Annotated in this window: 16 protein-coding genes; 7 read left to right on the top strand and 9 right to left on the bottom strand. The window is 63.6% G+C overall.

Translation table 11 applies throughout. The features are described from left to right. Positions 1-41: 41 nt before the first annotated feature. The 4 genes from GM676_RS07685 to GM676_RS07670 are packed head-to-tail and all read right to left on the bottom strand — an operon-like array spanning position 42 to position 4,612. A complete protein-coding gene (locus tag GM676_RS07685; RefSeq protein WP_155462929.1) occupies positions 42-2,072 on the bottom strand; it encodes a sodium:solute symporter family protein in 2,031 nt (676 codons plus the stop codon). Next, entirely contained in the window at positions 2,069-2,404 is a 336-nt protein-coding gene (locus GM676_RS07680) for a DUF4212 domain-containing protein (RefSeq protein WP_155462927.1), read from the bottom strand. Before GM676_RS07680 ends, GM676_RS07685 begins: the two co-directional genes overlap by 4 nt. Further along, positions 2,397-3,914: a sensor histidine kinase gene (locus GM676_RS07675; RefSeq protein ID WP_371866151.1), complete on the bottom strand. Its 1,518-nt coding sequence runs from the start codon at positions 3,912-3,914 to the stop codon at positions 2,397-2,399. Before GM676_RS07675 ends, GM676_RS07680 begins: the two co-directional genes overlap by 8 nt. Further along, on the bottom strand, positions 3,911-4,612 hold the full coding sequence (locus GM676_RS07670; RefSeq protein ID WP_155462923.1) for a response regulator: 702 nt from the start codon (positions 4,610-4,612) through the stop codon (positions 3,911-3,913). Before GM676_RS07670 ends, GM676_RS07675 begins: the two co-directional genes overlap by 4 nt. A gap of 144 nt (positions 4,613-4,756) precedes the next feature. Here GM676_RS07670 and recA point away from each other — a divergent pair, with 144 nt between their 5' ends. The 6 genes from recA to GM676_RS07640 all read left to right on the top strand — a co-directional run bounded on the left by recA (position 4,757) and on the right by GM676_RS07640 (position 10,070). Beyond that, positions 4,757-5,845, top strand: coding sequence for a recombinase RecA (gene recA, locus GM676_RS07665; RefSeq protein ID WP_155462921.1), 1,089 nt, complete (start codon positions 4,757-4,759; stop codon positions 5,843-5,845). Between the two features lie 11 nt (positions 5,846-5,856). Continuing rightward, positions 5,857-6,309, top strand: a complete 453-nt coding sequence (gene recX, locus GM676_RS07660) for a recombination regulator RecX (RefSeq protein ID WP_155462919.1) — start codon at positions 5,857-5,859, stop codon at positions 6,307-6,309. 419 nt (positions 6,310-6,728) lie between these two features. Next, entirely contained in the window at positions 6,729-7,895 is a 1,167-nt protein-coding gene (gene sucC, locus GM676_RS07655) for an ADP-forming succinate--CoA ligase subunit beta (protein WP_155462917.1), read from the top strand. Between the two features lie 13 nt (positions 7,896-7,908). Further along, entirely contained in the window at positions 7,909-8,790 is an 882-nt protein-coding gene (sucD, locus tag GM676_RS07650) for a succinate--CoA ligase subunit alpha (RefSeq protein WP_155462915.1), read from the top strand. A 62-nt stretch (positions 8,791-8,852) separates the two neighbouring features. Further along, positions 8,853-9,431 (top strand): FHA domain-containing protein, encoded by a 579-nt coding sequence (locus GM676_RS07645; RefSeq protein ID WP_155462913.1) that lies wholly within the window; start codon positions 8,853-8,855, stop codon positions 9,429-9,431. Positions 9,432-9,602: 171 nt separating this feature from the next. Next, positions 9,603-10,070, top strand: a complete 468-nt coding sequence (locus GM676_RS07640) for a pilin (RefSeq protein ID WP_155462911.1) — start codon at positions 9,603-9,605, stop codon at positions 10,068-10,070. Between the two features lie 64 nt (positions 10,071-10,134). Here the strand turns inward: GM676_RS07640 and GM676_RS07635 are convergent, their stop codons facing one another. Both GM676_RS07635 and moaC read right to left on the bottom strand, forming a co-directional pair. Continuing rightward, the gene (locus tag GM676_RS07635) at positions 10,135-10,848 is read right to left on the bottom strand and encodes a flagellar brake protein (RefSeq protein WP_155462909.1); all 714 of its coding nucleotides are present in this window, start codon (positions 10,846-10,848) and stop codon (positions 10,135-10,137) included. A gap of 79 nt (positions 10,849-10,927) precedes the next feature. After that, entirely contained in the window at positions 10,928-11,413 is a 486-nt protein-coding gene (gene moaC / locus GM676_RS07630) for a cyclic pyranopterin monophosphate synthase MoaC (RefSeq protein ID WP_155462907.1), read from the bottom strand. Between the two features lie 104 nt (positions 11,414-11,517). Here moaC and GM676_RS07625 point away from each other — a divergent pair, with 104 nt between their 5' ends. Continuing rightward, positions 11,518-13,167, top strand: coding sequence for a M48 family metalloprotease (locus tag GM676_RS07625; RefSeq protein ID WP_170304254.1), 1,650 nt, complete (start codon positions 11,518-11,520; stop codon positions 13,165-13,167). Here the strand turns inward: GM676_RS07625 and GM676_RS07620 are convergent. Genes GM676_RS07620 through GM676_RS07610 form a run of 3 tightly spaced genes read right to left on the bottom strand, consistent with a single transcriptional unit; the run spans position 13,139 to position 15,100 of the window. Continuing rightward, positions 13,139-13,726 (bottom strand): DUF2946 family protein, encoded by a 588-nt coding sequence (locus GM676_RS07620; protein WP_155462905.1) that lies wholly within the window; start codon positions 13,724-13,726, stop codon positions 13,139-13,141. The genes GM676_RS07625 and GM676_RS07620 overlap by 29 nt on opposite strands. After that, positions 13,719-14,669 carry a YheT family hydrolase gene (locus GM676_RS07615; protein WP_371866150.1) on the bottom strand — a complete coding sequence of 317 codons (951 nt, stop codon included), beginning with the start codon at positions 14,667-14,669 and terminating at the stop codon, positions 13,719-13,721. The genes GM676_RS07620 and GM676_RS07615 overlap by 8 nt, the downstream gene beginning before the upstream one ends. A gap of 8 nt (positions 14,670-14,677) precedes the next feature. After that, positions 14,678-15,100: a YybH family protein gene (locus GM676_RS07610; RefSeq protein ID WP_155462901.1), complete on the bottom strand. Its 423-nt coding sequence runs from the start codon at positions 15,098-15,100 to the stop codon at positions 14,678-14,680. Positions 15,101-15,103: the final 3 nt, after the last annotated feature.

Raw genomic sequence — 15,103 nt, 5'->3', positions numbered from 1 at the left:
ATAGCATCAAGTTATCAAATCCGCCACTTGGCAAATGTATTTTATTGTTCCGGCGCCCGGATGTAATCGACCAGCGCGGCGGTGTGCGGCGCCGGGGCCGGCGTCAGCAGACTGACCGCGATAATCGTCAGGAGGCCGGCCGGCACGCCGAAAATGCCGGCCGAGATGGGGGCGATGTGGAACCATTGATGGGCCGCGTTGCCGCCCAGGATCGGATTGGTGTGCAGCATGTAGTAGATACAGACTAAAAAGCCGACGGTCATGCCGGCAATCGCGCCGTGGTGGTTGGCGCGCTTCCAGAACACGCCCAGCGCCAGCGCCGGGAACAGGGTCGAGCCGGCCAGCGAGAAGGCCGCGCCCACCAGCGACAGGATGTCGCCCGGCTTGGTCGAGGCGGCGTAGGCGGCGATGAAGGCCACCGCCAGCAGCAGCAGCTTGGAGATGGTCACGCGCTTCTGGGTCGAGGCGCCGCGGTCGACCAGCTTGTAGTAGACGTCGTGCGACAGGGCGTTGGAGATGGCCAGCAGCAGGCCGTCGGCGGTGGACAGCGCGGCCGCCAGGCCGCCGGCCGCCACCAGTCCGGAGATCACGTAGGGCAGGCCGGCGATTTCCGGCGTGGCCAGCACCAGCACGTCGGCGTCGATGGTGATTTCGGCCAGTTGCACCACGCCGTCGCGGTTGATGTCGCTGATGCTGAACAGCGGGTTGATCTTGTCGACGTTGGTCCAGTAGGACACCCAGTTGGGCAGGTGGGTGTAGTCGAGGCCGACCAGCGAGTTGTAGATGTCGTACTTGACCAGCACCGCCAGCGCCGGGATGGTCAGGTAGATCAGCAGGATGAAGAACAGGGTCCAGAACACCGATACCCGCGTTTCATGCACCGAGGGCGTGGTGTAGGAGCGCATCAGGATGTGCGGCAGCGCGGCCGTGCCCAGCATCAGGCAGAACACCAACGCCAGGAAGTTGTTGCGCTTGATGTCGGAGGTGGTCTTGTCGCCGGGGTAGGGCGTGGCGTGCGGCGTGATGGGTTCGGCGTGCAGCAGGTTTTGCTCGCGCGCCTCGGTCCACATGCGTTCGGCCTCGTCGGCGTTCTTGGGATAGGCCACCAGCTCGCGCTCGGCGCTGCGGATTTCCAGCAGCGAGGCGTTGCGGGCCTTTACGCTGTCGAGCTTGCGCTGGGCGTCGATGCGGCCGGCTTCCCACGAGGCCGGCAGGGTCTTGAGGCGCGCGTCGTAGTCGGCGGCGCGCTGGCGGAAGATGGCGCGCACCTCGGCCTCTTTCGGATCTTCTTGCAGCACATGTTCGCGCGCGCTCAGCTTGGGCAGCAGTTTGCCGTAGGCCACTTGCGGGATGGGGTTGTCGCTGTGCTTGGCCGACAGCCAGATGGCCGGGATCAGGAACGCCACCAGGATGATGATGTACTGCGCCACCTGGGTCCAGGTGATGGCGCGCATGCCGCCGAGGAAGGAGCACACCAGGATGCTGGCCAGGCCGAGGAAGATGCCGACCGAGAAGTCGACGCCGGTGAAGCGCGAGGCGATCAGGCCGACGGCGTAGATCTGCGCCACCACGTAGGTGAAGGAGACCGAGATGGTGGCGATCACGGCCAGGATGCGCACGGTGCGGCCGTCGTAGCGCGCGGCCAGGAAGTCGGGGATGGTGTATTGGGCGAACTTGCGCAGGTAGGGCGCGATCAGGAGCGCCACCAGGCAGTAGCCGCCGGTCCAGCCCATGATGTAGGCCAGGCCGTCGAAGCCGTGCAGGTAGAGGCCGCCCGCCAGGCTGATGAAGCTGGCGGCCGAGATCCAGTCGGCGGCGGTGGCCATGCCGTTGAACATGGCCGGCACGCGGCGGCCGGCCACGTAGTATTCCAGCACGTTGGAGGTGCGGCTGATGACGCCGATCAGGGCGTACAGCACGATGGTGGCGAACATGAACAGATAGCCGATCCACACGCGCGGCATGCCTTCCTGTTCCAGCGCGGCCAGCGCGATCAGGAAGCAGCCGAAGCCGGCGGTGAACAGGCTGTAGTAATAGCGCAGGCGCTGGAAGTAGGTGCGTTGCGGCTTCAAGCGCGCTCCTTGTCGAGTTTGCGCATGCGCCAGGCGTAGCAGGCCAGGATGACCAGGTAGACCAGCGACGCGCCTTGCGCCGCCAGGTAGAAGGACAGCGGCCAGCCGAACACGCTCAGCCCGGCCAGCTCGCGCGCGAAGAAGGCGGCGCAGAAGCCGGTCAGCAGCCAGAGCGAGAGCAGCACGGTGGTCAGGCGGCGCGTGCGCCGCCAGTGCGCCGCGCGCGACAGGCGCGGCCGGTCTGGCGGCGATCCCGCGCCCGCGCCGGCGCCGGCATCGCTGGCGAGGGCCGGCTGTGGCGCGGCGTCGGTGGGCGTGATTGGCTTATCCATAGTGTGGTGGTTCGTCCTCGGCTTGCGGCGGCGCCGGCGGCAGCGGGAAGGTCAGGCGGAACAGGGCGCCCGGCAGCCTGGGCTGGGTGGCGCGCGGGTTGCTGAAGATGTCGACCTCGGCGCCATGCTGCTGCGCGATCTCGCGCACGATGGCCAGCCCGAGGCCGCTGCCTTCGGCGGTATTGCCCAGAATCCGGTAGAAACGCTCGAACACCCGCGCGCGCTCGGCCGGCGCGATGCCCGGTCCGGTATCCTCCACTTCCAGATAACCGTGCTCCAGCTCATCGCTGCGCACCCGCACGGTGACGCTGCCGCCGGCCGGCGTGTAGCGCAGCGCGTTGTCGATCAGGTTGGACAGCAGTTCGCGCAACATGGTCGGATTGCCGGTGATGGTCAGCGGCTGGCGCGGCGCCTCAAACCCCAGATCGATACGATGCGAGAACGAGGCCTGCACCCAGTCCTGCACCACGTTGCGCGCCAGCTCGCCCAGATCCAGCGGCTGCATGGCGCTGCCGGCCGGTTGCTGGTTCTCCGCGCGCGCCAACGCCAGCAGCTGATTGACCAGCCGGGTGGCCGCCTCCGAGCTTTTGGCCAGCTGTTCCAGCGAGCGGTGGATTTCATCCTTGTCGGTCTGGCGCAGCGCCAGCTCGGACTGCATGCGCATGCCGGCCAGCGGCGTGCGCATCTGGTGCGCGGCGTCGGCGATGAAGCGCTTTTGCTGGTCGATGGTGAGCGACAGCCGCGACAGCATCTCGTTCAGCGAGCGCACCAGCGGCGTGATTTCCTCCGGCACCTGGCTGGAGGAAATCGGACTCAGGTCTTCCGAGCTGCGCGCGCGTATGCGCTCCTGCAATTGCGCCAGCGGCGACAGCCCGCGCGCCAGGGCAAACCACACCAGGGCCAGCACAATCGGCAGCACGATGAATTGCGGCAGGATCACCCCCTTGATGATGGCGTTGGCCAGCTGGGCCCGCTTTGCCAGCGTCTCCGCCACCTGCACCAGCGCCACCTGCGGCACGCGGCCATCGTTGCGCTCCAGCTGCACGTAGGCGAAGGCGATGCGCACCGGCGTGCCGTGCATATTGTCGTTGCGGAAGCGCACGCCGCCGGCGCTGGTCTTGTCCTCGTCGTCCAGCACCGGCTGCGGCATGTCGCGGTCGCCGTCGATGTGCTCGCCGCGCGGGCCCTGGATCTGGAAATAGACGTTGTCGACATCGTCGGCCCGCAAGATATCGCGCGCCGAGCCGGACAGGCTCTTGATGATCTTGCCGTCCACCGAGCGCACCTGCTGCGCCAGCACGGTCACGCTGTCCTCCAGCGCATGGTCGAACGGTTGGTTGGCGATCGATTTGGCCACCAGATAGGTGATGGCGATGCTCATCGGCCACAGCAGCAGCAGCGGGGCCAGCATCCAGTCGAGGATTTCGCCGAACAGGGAGTGTTGTATGTCTTCGTCCGCGTCGGGCGGCGGCGGTTGATACTCCAGTTCGGCGGCTTCCGGCTGGTTCACTTGTGGCCGTCCCCGGCTTCGGCGTTGGCGGGGTTGAATTTCTCCAGGCAGTAGCCGAGGCCGCGCACGGTGGCGATGCGCACGCCGCCCACCTCGATCTTCTTGCGCAGGCGGTGGACGTAGACTTCAATGGCGTTGTTGCTGACTTCCTCGCCCCATTCGCACAGGTGGTCGACCAGCTGCTCCTTGGAGACCAGGCGGCCGGTGCGGGCCAGCAGGATTTCCAGCAGGCCCAGCTCGCGCGCCGACAAGTCCAGCATCTGCTCGTTGATGTAGGCGCTGCGGCCGACCTGGTCGTAGCTCAGCGGGCCGTGCTTGATGACGGTGGCGCCGCCGCCGGCGCCGCGCCGGGTCAGGGCGCGCACGCGCGCCTCCAGCTCGGACAGGGCGAAGGGCTTGGCCATGTAATCGTCGGCGCCGAGGTCGAGGCCGTTGACGCGCTGCTCGATGGAGTCGGCCGCCGTTAAGATCAGCACCGGCAGCAGCGAGCCGCGCGAGCGCAGGCGGCGCAGCACTTCCAGCCCGGACAGCTTGGGCAGGCCGAGGTCGAGGATCAGCAGATCGAATTCCTGGGTCGACAGGGCGGTATCGGCCTCCTGCCCGTTTCTGACGCAATCGATGGCGTAGCCGGACTGGCGCAGGGAACGGGTGAGGCCGTCGGCCAGTACGCTATCGTCTTCGGCAAGTAAAATACGCATTGAAAAACACTCCGGCTGCACAAGCCCCTATTTTGGCGAGTTTTTGTGCAATCTCAAAGAAATACAAAAACCCGCTTGCATTAAGCACTGTTTTTTTATACAGTGCCACCTGTATTGAACAACCCCACTGGCTGAAAGCACATTATGGACGAGAAAAAAGGCGTAGTACCCGCATCTGAAAAAGCCAAGGCGCTGGCAGCGGCGCTGGCCCAGATCGAGAAGCAGTTCGGCAAAGGTTCCGTCATGCGCATGGACGCCAGTGCCCCTATCGAGGAAGTGCAGGTGGTGTCGACCGGCTCGCTGGGCCTGGACGTGGCGCTGGGCGTCGGCGGCCTGCCGCGCGGCCGCGTGGTGGAAATCTACGGCCCGGAATCGTCGGGTAAAACCACGCTGACCCTGCAAACCATCGCCGAGATGCAAAAACTGGGCGGCACCTGCGCCTTCATCGACGCCGAACACGCGCTGGACGTCGGCTATGCGCAAAAACTGGGCGTCAACCTGCACGAGCTGCTGATCTCGCAGCCGGACACCGGCGAACAGGCCCTGGAAATCTGTGATGCGCTGGTGCGCTCCGGTTCGGTGGACCTGGTGGTGGTCGACTCGGTGGCCGCCCTGACCCCGCGCGCTGAAATCGAAGGCGACATGGGCGACGCCCTGCCAGGCCTGCAGGCGCGCCTGATGTCGCAAGCGCTGCGCAAGCTGACCGGCTCGATCAACCGCACCAACACCCTGGTCATCTTCATCAACCAGATCCGCATGAAGATCGGTGTGATGTTCGGCTCGCCGGAAACCACCACCGGCGGCAACGCGCTGAAGTTCTACGCCTCGGTGCGTCTGGACATCCGCCGCACCGGCTCGATCAAGTCGGGCGACGAGGTGATCGGCAACGAAACCAAGGTCAAGGTGGTCAAGAACAAGATCGCGCCACCGTTCAAGGAAGCGCACTTCGACATCCTGTACGGCGCCGGCACCTCGCGCGAAGGCGAAATCCTCGATCTGGGCGTGGAAGCCAAGATCGTCGAGAAGTCGGGTTCGTGGTACAGCTACAACAGCGAGCGCGTCGGCCAGGGCAAGGACAATGCGCGCCTGTTCCTGCAAGAACGTCCGGAGCTGGCGTGGGAAATCGAAAACAAGGTGCGCGAATCGCTGGGCGTGCGCGCGCTGCCGCCACTGGCCACCGACAACACCGTGGTCAAGCTCAAGCCGGCCAAGCCTGAAGCCGACGCCGCTTAATTGATCGCATCATGGCTGCGCCACAACTGAGTCTGAAAGCGCGGGCATTGCGCTTTCTGTCCCTGCGTGAGCACAGCCGGCTGGAGCTGGGCCGCAAGCTGGCCAAATATGCCGGGGAGGGCGACGATGTCGACGCCCTGCTCGACCTGCTGGAAAAAAACAACTGGCTGTCGCAGGAACGCTTCTCCGAATCCCTCATCCATCGCCGTGCATCGCGCTACGGCAACGGCCGCATCGTCGCCGAGCTGCAAAGCCACGGCGTGCAGGGCGAGGCGCTGCAAGAACTCAAATCCCATCTCGCCGATACCGAACTCGTACGCGCACAGGAAATCTGGCAGCGCAAATTCGGCGTCGTCGCCACCGATCCCCAGGACCGCCATAAACAGATCCGCTTCCTGCTGCAACGTGGCTTTTCGCAACGTGTTGTGCAGAAAGTCATCAAAGGCGCGGACCTCGACGAGTAATTTCCCTAAGCTGCGCGGTGTGCTACACTCTACGGGTTTTTGCAGCACCGCGGGTGCGGTGGTTGTCCGTAGAAGCTGCGGCAACGTGCGTTTTTAATAAGAGAAATGCGCCAGGCTGCTAACTAATATAAATGCCGCGAGAGCGGTATCGATCTTATGTCTCTGTTAACTCCAGTTATCCGACGTGCGCCGCGGCTCACGCGCGCAAGTGCTATCCCCAGCGAGGATGGCGCGCGGGATATTGGCGGCCCCCTCTGCATCAAACACCCCCTATTCCAAGTCCTGTGCCCAGTTGACGGCGCAGCGGCGAAGTTTTACCCGCGCTGGGTGGACAAAGCAGCACCGGGTAGCGCGTAGCAACATCATCTGCTTAATCATTCAACCGATTTATACACATCAGCATCAGAAGGGAAGCCAGCATGAAGATCCATGAGTATCAAGGCAAAGAAATTCTCCGGAAATACGGAGTGACGGTACCGCGCGGTATTCCGTGCATGACCGTAGAAGAGGCAGTGAAAGCTGCTGAAACCTTGGGCGGCCCAGTCTGGGTTGTGAAAGCACAGATCCACGCCGGTGGCCGTGGTAAAGGCGGCGGCGTTAAAGTTGCCAAATCGCTGGAACAAGTTAAAGAATACGCTGACCAGATCATGGGCATGCAGCTGGTGACCCACCAGACCGGCGCTGAAGGCCAGAAAGTACGCCGCCTGCTGATCGAAGAAGGCGCGGACATCAAGAAAGAACTGTACGTATCGCTGGTGACCGACCGCGTGACCCAGCGCGTTGTGCTGATGGCCTCGTCGGAAGGCGGCATGGACATCGAAGAAGTTGCCGAGTCCCACCCGGAAAAAATCCACTCGATCGCTATCGACCCGGCCGTGGGCCTGACCGACGCTGAAGCCGCTGGCATCGCCGCGAAAATCGGCGTACCGGAAGGCTCGATCGCCGACGCCGTCACCAACCTGAAAGGCCTGTACCAGGCTTACTGGGAAACCGACGCCTCGCTGGCCGAAATCAACCCGCTGATCCTGACCGGTTCGGGCAAAGTCATCGCCCTGGACGCCAAGTTCAACTTCGACGCCAACGCCCTGTTCCGTCACCCGGAAATCGTCGCCTACCGCGATCTGGACGAAGAAGATCCAGCTGAAGTTGAAGCGTCGAAATTCGACCTGGCCTACATCTCGCTGGACGGCAATATCGGCTGCCTGGTGAACGGCGCCGGCCTGGCCATGGCGACCATGGACACCATCAAGCTGTTCGGCGGCGAGCCTGCCAACTTCCTGGACGTGGGCGGTGGCGCCACGGCGGAGAAAGTGACCGAAGCATTCAAGATCATGCTGAAGAACCCAGGCCTGAAAGCCATCCTGGTGAACATCTTCGGCGGCATCATGCGTTGCGACGTGATCGCCGAAGGCGTGATCACCGCATCGAAAGCCGTTTCGCTGCAAGTACCGCTGGTGGTCCGCATGAAGGGCACCAACGAAGATCTGGGCAAGAAGATGCTGGCTGACTCCGGCCTGCCGATCATCTCCGCCGACACGATGGAAGACGCAGCGAAGAGCGTTGTTGCAGCCGCTGCTGGTAAATAATTAAGGAACCGATATGTCTATTCTGATCAACAAAGACACCAAAGTCATCACCCAGGGTATCACCGGTAAAACCGGCCAGTTCCATACCCGCATGTGCCGCGAATACGCGAACGGCAAAAACGCCTTCGTCGCTGGCGTGAACCCGAAGAAAGCCGGCGAAGACTTCGAAGGCATTCCAATTTTCGGTTCGGTGAAAGAAGCCGCATCGAACACCGGCGCCACCGTGTCGGTGATCTACGTGCCACCAGCAGGCGCGGCCGCCGCGATCTGGGAAGCCGTGGAAGCTGAACTGGAACTGGCGATTTGCATCACCGAAGGCATCCCAGTCCGCGACATGATGGAAATCAAGGATCGCATGGCCAAAGCCGGTTCGAAAACCCTGCTGCTGGGCCCTAACTGCCCAGGCCTGATCACCCCTGACGAGATCAAGATCGGCATCATGCCAGGCCACATCCACAAGAAAGGCCGTATCGGCGTGGTGTCGCGTTCGGGCACCCTGACCTATGAAGCGGTGGGTCAGCTGACCGCCCTGGGCCTGGGCCAATCGTCGGCAGTGGGTATCGGCGGCGACCCGATCAATGGTCTGAAGCACATCGACGTGATGCGCATGTTCAACGACGATCCTGATACCGACGCGGTCATCATGATCGGCGAAATCGGCGGTCCGGACGAAGCCAACGCCGCACGTTGGGTCAAGGACAACATGAAGAAACCGGTGGTGGGCTTCATCGCCGGCGTTACCGCTCCTCCGGGCAAGCGCATGGGCCACGCCGGCGCGCTGATCTCGGGCGGCGCCGACACCGCGCAAGCCAAGCTGGACATCATGGAAGAGTGCGGCATCAAAGCCACCAAGAACCCATCGGAAATGGCACGCCTGCTGAAAGCCATGCTGTAATTTCGGTTGTGGAATAATAAAGGGGAGCCTCGTGCTCCCCTTTATTTTTTGGAGATTGCGGTTTGGCCAAGCTCATCATCTCGCGCAACGGACAAGTAGAGCAGCAAATTCAACTGAGCAAAGAGCGCATGACGCTGGGCCGTCACCCGCGCAACGACATCGTGCTGACCCATCCGGCCGTGAGCGCCGAGCATGCGGCCATCGTCACCATCCTGGACGATTCCTTCCTCGAGGATCTGCACAGCACCAACGGCACGTTTGTGAACGGCCACCGCATCGGCAAGCATTTCCTGCAACATCAGGATGTGATCGCCATGGCCAAGTTCCAGCTGGACTTCGTGGCCGACGGCATCCGCCCGCTGGCGGCGGCGCAGCCGGTGCTGGCCGAGATCTCGATCCTGAATGGCGCCAACGCCGGCAAGCATGTGGCCCTGACCAAGCCGCAGACCACGCTGGGCCGGGCCGGCGTGCAGGTGGTGGTGATCCACCGCCATCCGGACTTTTACACCATCACCCACACCGAGGGCGAGGTGGCGCCACTGCTGAACGGTACCGCGCTCGATCCGCGCAGCGCCGAGCGCCTCAGCCATGGCGACGTGATCGACCTCAGCGGCACGACGCTGGCCTTCCGCATCGCCTGACAATAATTGTCAATCGGGCCGGGCATGACAAATTGCGGCGGTCCGGACTGACAAAAAACGGCACTATTCGGGTCGATTTGCTGAAATTTCAGGCAAAAACACGCTGGCACACCAATTGCACTAAGGAAGGTGTACCACCCAACAATGTGTTTTAACCGAAGGAGTCGCAAAATGAAATCCATGCAAATGATGAAGAAACAAGCCCAGGCCGGCTTTACCCTGATCGAACTGATGATCGTCGTCGCGATTATCGGCATCCTGGCCGCTGTGGCGATTCCTGCCTACAGCGACTACACCGTCAAGGCCAAGGTCGCGAACGCCCAGGGCGCGGTCGATTCGCTGAAAACCGCGGTGGCCCTGTGCGCCCAGGAAGCTGGCGGCACGCTGACCGATTGCAATATGGGTTCCAACGGCATCCCCGCCGCGTTCACCCCAACCAAGGAAGTTCAGTCGGCTAACGTCGCAGCCGGCGTGATCACCATGACCTTCGCGGCCACCGGTGTTGGCACTGGTGTCGATGGCATAGTTGTCACCCTGACCCCAACCGTCGCCGCAGGCGCCACCAACGTACGCTGGACAGTGAATGCGGATGCGGTAACCAATGCCGCCGCCAAAGCTGCGCTGATCAAGAACAACTAATGTTGTGACCACGTGAAAGCCCGCCGGCATGCCGGCGGGCTTTTGCGTTTACTCCGGCGGTTGCTCAGACGATCTTCTGGCGATCGGCGATCAGGGCTTCGTAGGTGAGGTTTTGCAGCATGGTGTAGTGGACCGGGTCGAGGTCGAGGAACTGCACGCCGTAGGTGAACACCTCGGGCTTGTCGCCGGTGGCCGGCTTGACCACATTGATATTGCGGATGGTGGCATTGGGATTGACGCGCACCTGGCGGTTGCCGGGCTGGGCGATCAGATAGAACGACAGCGCCACTTGCGCGTCGCCATCGGTCAACTGCTTGGGCGATTCGATCAGGGCGCCCGACACGCTGAGATTGACCAGGAACACCGACGTGCTGGCGCCGGAAGCGGTGCTCACCTGGGCCGGGATATCGACCTTAACCCGCATCGCCGCGCGCAGGCTGGTGCCCTGGATCGAGACCGGGAAGCTCAGATGGGCGTAGAACAAGGGCCGCGGGAACACGCGCTGGACCACGCAGGAGAACGAACACACGTTCACGCCGGAGAAGACACGGATGGTCAGTTTGTCGCCATCGTTGAGCGCGATCGGCGCGCCATTCTCGAACGGCACCTTGACGATCATGTACTCATCCTTGACCCAGCCGATGAGAGTGGAAAAGTGCTGAATCGGCTTGATGGTGCGGTGGGTGATGAACTGAATCCTGCCGCCCACTTGCAGGTTCATCTGCTCAAACTCGTACTCCTGAGTCTTGGCTTCACGTGGCGGAGGGTTGCTACTCATTCAGCTCTTTCTTATGAAAAATTGTCCCTGCGCATTAATTATATACCCGCCAAGTTTGGGTAACAATCAGACAATATGACTAGCTTGTCGCGCTCCAGTCGCCGGATTTGCCGCCGTGTTTTTCGGTGACGCGGATGTTGGACATGACCATGCCGCGGTCGACCGCCTTGCACATGTCGTAGATGGTAAGCAGGCCGACTTGCACTGCGGTCAGCGCTTCCATTTCGACGCCGGTTTTGCCGTAAGTCTCCACTTGCGCCTTGCAGTGGACGCTGGAATGCTCGACGTCGGTGTCGAAATCGACCGCCACTTTGGTCAGAGCCAGCGGATGGCACAGTGGGATCAGGTCGCTGGTGCGCTTGGAGGCCATGATGGCGGCGATGCGCGCGATGCCCAGCACGTCGCCTTTCTTGGCGGTGCCGCTCATGATGATGGCCAGGGTTTCCGGCTTCATGCGGATGGAGCCGGTCGCCAGCGCGACGCGGTGGGTTTCCGCCTTGGCGCCAACGTCCACCATATGGGCTTGTCCGGTGGCGTCGAAGTGGGTCAGGTGATCGGTGGTCATGGCGGATACGGTAGTGATTTTGCGGGTATCATATCACCGTGAAAGCAAAACGCTCCTCTTACTCCGGCCGCCTGCGCACCGTCGCCGCGGCCCTGCTGGTGGCCATGCCGATGGCGATGGCGCAGAACGTGCTCGCGCCGGCCAAGATCCCCAATCTGCCGGCACTCGGCGGCACCGAGAATCAGGATCTCTCGCCGCTGATGGAACGCAAGCTGGGCGAGGAGATCATGCGCGACATCCGCCGCGACCGCGATTATCTCGACGATGCCCCCATCCTCGAATACATGAATAACTTCGGCAACGCGCTGGTGGACGCCCGTCCCGGCGCGCGCGGCGAGGCCAAGTACGATTACTTTTTCTTCGTGGTGCGCGATCCGCAGCTGAATGCGTTCGCGCTGCCGGGCGGCTTCATCGCCGTGCACTCGGCGCTGCTGTTGCAGGCGCAGAATGAGTCCGAGCTGGCCTCGGTGCTGGGCCACGAGATCGGCCACGTGGTGCAGCGGCACATCGCCCGCTCCATCGGCCAGCAGAAGCAGGATGCCCTGATCCCGCTGGCCGCCATGATCCTGGCGGCGCTGGCGTCGCGCCAGGGCGGCGATGCGGCCATGGGCGTGTTCCTCGGCGGCCAGGGCCTGGCCATCCAGCGTCAGCTCAACTTCGGCCGCGAGGCAGAGCGCGAGGCCGACCGCATCGGTTTCCAGATCATGGGCGAGGCCGGTTTCGATACCTCGGGCATGGTGGCCTTCTTCCAGCAGATGCAGAACTCGACCCGCAATTACAGCGATCTGGTGCCGGCCTGGCTGCTGACCCACCCGCTGACCAGCGAGCGCATCGCCGATATTCAGGCGCGCATCCGCGAGCAGCCTTACAAGCAGCGCGTCGACAGCCTGGACTTTTATCTGGTGCGCTCGCGCGCCCGCGTGCTGCAAGACCAGACCGCCAACGGCTACAACGAAACCCGGCAGTTCTTCCAGGCGCAGCTCCAGCAGGATAGCTGGCAGCAAAAGGCCGCCGGCCAGTACGGCATGGCGTTCCTCAGCATGAAACAGGGCGATTTCACGGCCGCGCAGACCTGGCTGGAGAAGGCGCAGGAGACGGTCAACCGGCCGCCGCCGACCGGCGTGTTCGGCGCCTCGCCGCGCAGCAAGGCCGAGGCCATCTTCACCGCAACCTCCATCGAAATCAAGCTGGCGCAGACCGAGAATCAGCCGGTGCTGGCCAAGGCGGTGCTGGAGGCGGACGCGGCGCATCAGAAATTCCCGCTGTCACGCGGCATTGCCCATCAGTATGGCGAGGCGCTGCTGGCGGCCGGCAAGCTGGAGGAGGCCGCCGTCTACCTGCGCGACCAGGCGCAGCTGTATCGTGACGATATCGAGGTCTATGACATCTTGGCGCGCGTGTATTCCAAGCAGGGCAAGCTGGCCTTGCAGCACATCGCCCTGGCCGAGTCGTACTTCCTGCAAGGCGGCACCTTGTCGGCGCTGGATCAGCTGGGCTATGCGCGCAAGGCGCCCGACGCCTCGTTCTACGATCAGTCGCTGATCGATGCGCGTGAGCGCGAATGGCAGGCGCGCCGCCGCGAGGAACTGGGCGACAAGGGTAAGAAGGATATGGCGGAAGCGCGCCCGGCCTTCAAGGCCGAGCTCAAGTCCGGCAAGGACGACAAGGACAACAGCAACAATCCCTACGCCAGTCCGTTCGACCGCCTACGCAAGCTGACCGACCCTATGCAGCCGGGGCCGACGGTACGCTGACGTAGCCGTAGCGCGCCGCCAGCCGGTCGGCGGCGATGCGCTCGACCAGGATACCGTCCAGGCTGAGCGCGCTCTCGTCGCGCCCTTCCATCCATGCCAGCAAGACTTCATCCGCCACCGGCGCCTCGTTGATGAGCAAACGCGGCAGGACGTCGGCGAAGTCGCGGTCGTCCAGTTGCGCGATGATGTCGCCGCGGCGCAGCACCAGCGCGCCGGCCTCGGTCAGCAATGCCGCGTCGAGCGGGCCCAGCGGGGCGCCGGTGTGCAGCAGCCAGCCGGCCGCCGGATCGGTGCGCACGATGAAGGGCGTGGCTTCCAGCTGCACATAGACCCGCTGCGGGCCGTTCTGGAAATACCAGCAGCCGCGCTCATCCACCGCGTAATTGCGCGTGATAAAGCCGACCAGCGCGGCATTGGTCAACTTGTCGCCGGGCAGGTTGAAGTGCTGGGCGCGCTCGTCGCGCATGCGCCAGTTGCCGCGCGCGTCCAGCGCCAGCCAGCCATAGCAATGCGGCACGTTGGGCCACTTGGCCAGTGCCTGTTTGACGATGTCATCCATGTTGTTCGAGGAAGTGAATCAGCTTCTTGGGCAGCCAGTTGATGCGGCCCGGCGGCCCGCCGACGGCAAAGCCGACATGGCCGCCATGCTCAGGATAGTCCAATACCACGCGCGGCGACGCACGTTGCGGCAGGTGGCGGCCGGGCAGGAAGGGATCGTTCCTGGCGTTCAGCACCAGCGTGGGCAGCGTGATGTCGGTCAGCACGTGCTTGGCGCTGGCGCGGTGCCAGTAGTCGTCGGTGTCGCGGTAGCCATGCAGCGGCGCGGTCACCACGTTGTCGAAAGCATACAGGTCGCGCGCGGCGTGCAGGGCGTCCAGATCGAACAGGCCGGGGAACTGCTGTAGTTTGGCTACGCACTTGGGCTTCAGCGTTTGCAGGAACATGCGCGTGTAGAGCATGTTGAAGCCGCTCGACAGCGACACGCCGCCTTGTGCCAGGTCCAGCGGCGCCGAGACGGCGCAGGCGGCGTCGATAAAGTCGGCCTGGTGCTGCGATTCGCCCAGCCAGCGCAGCAGGGCGTTGCCGCCCAGCGAGACGCCGGTGGCGTAAAACTTGCCGCTGTCCTTGCCGCGCCGGGCGTGCAGGCGGCGGATGATCCAGTCGATCTCGGCGGCGTCGCCGGAGTGGTAGAAGCGCGGTGCGCGATTGGCTTCACCCGAGCAACCGCGGAAGTGCGGCACGGCGCCGGACCAGCCGCGTGCCTGCACGTCCGCCATCAGGGCGCGCGCGTAGTGGCTGTCGGACGAGCCTTCCAGTCCGTGGAACAGCACCACGAAGGGATGGCCGGGCTGGCCGTCGACAAAATCCACGTCGATGAAGTCGCCGTCCGGCGTATCCCAGCGCTCGCGGCGGAACTGGATGGCGGGTTTGGCGATGGCGATCGCCGGATAAATGGTTTGCAGATGGCCGCTGGGCAGCCAGAACGGCGCGGTGTACTTCACGGCGGCAATCAGTGCAGGATTTGGCTATGTGTATCGACCGGCGCCGGGCCGGGGGCAATCGACACATGGTGCAGCACGATGCGCCAGCCGCGCGGCGTTTTCGCGTACACATTGGTGGCCAGCAAGTGGGCCGGCTCGCCGGTGGCGGCGGTGCTGCCTTCCACCACCGTGTGCACCGAACTCATCAAGGTGTGCGTCTCATGCAGCTGCGACGGCATGATGTGCAGGCCGCCATGCTCAAGGATGGCGGCCCACGAGTTGCGGATCGCCGCGTGCCCGATCAGGCGCGGCCCGCCGGGATGCACGCAGACGATCTCGTCGTCCTCGGCCCACAGGGCCATCAGCGCCTCCAGGTCAGCACGGTTGAGGGCATCGTAGAAGGCCGCTTCGGTTTCGGCGGCGCTGCCGTTGTGCGTTTTCTTGGCTGGCATGGT

Origin of the sequence: Duganella radicis, assembly GCF_009720825.1 — a bacterium.
Classification (GTDB): domain Bacteria; phylum Pseudomonadota; class Gammaproteobacteria; order Burkholderiales; family Burkholderiaceae_D; genus Rugamonas; species Rugamonas radicis.
Note: the sequence above shows the minus strand (reverse complement) of the source record. Positions and strands in the feature narration are given on the sequence as shown.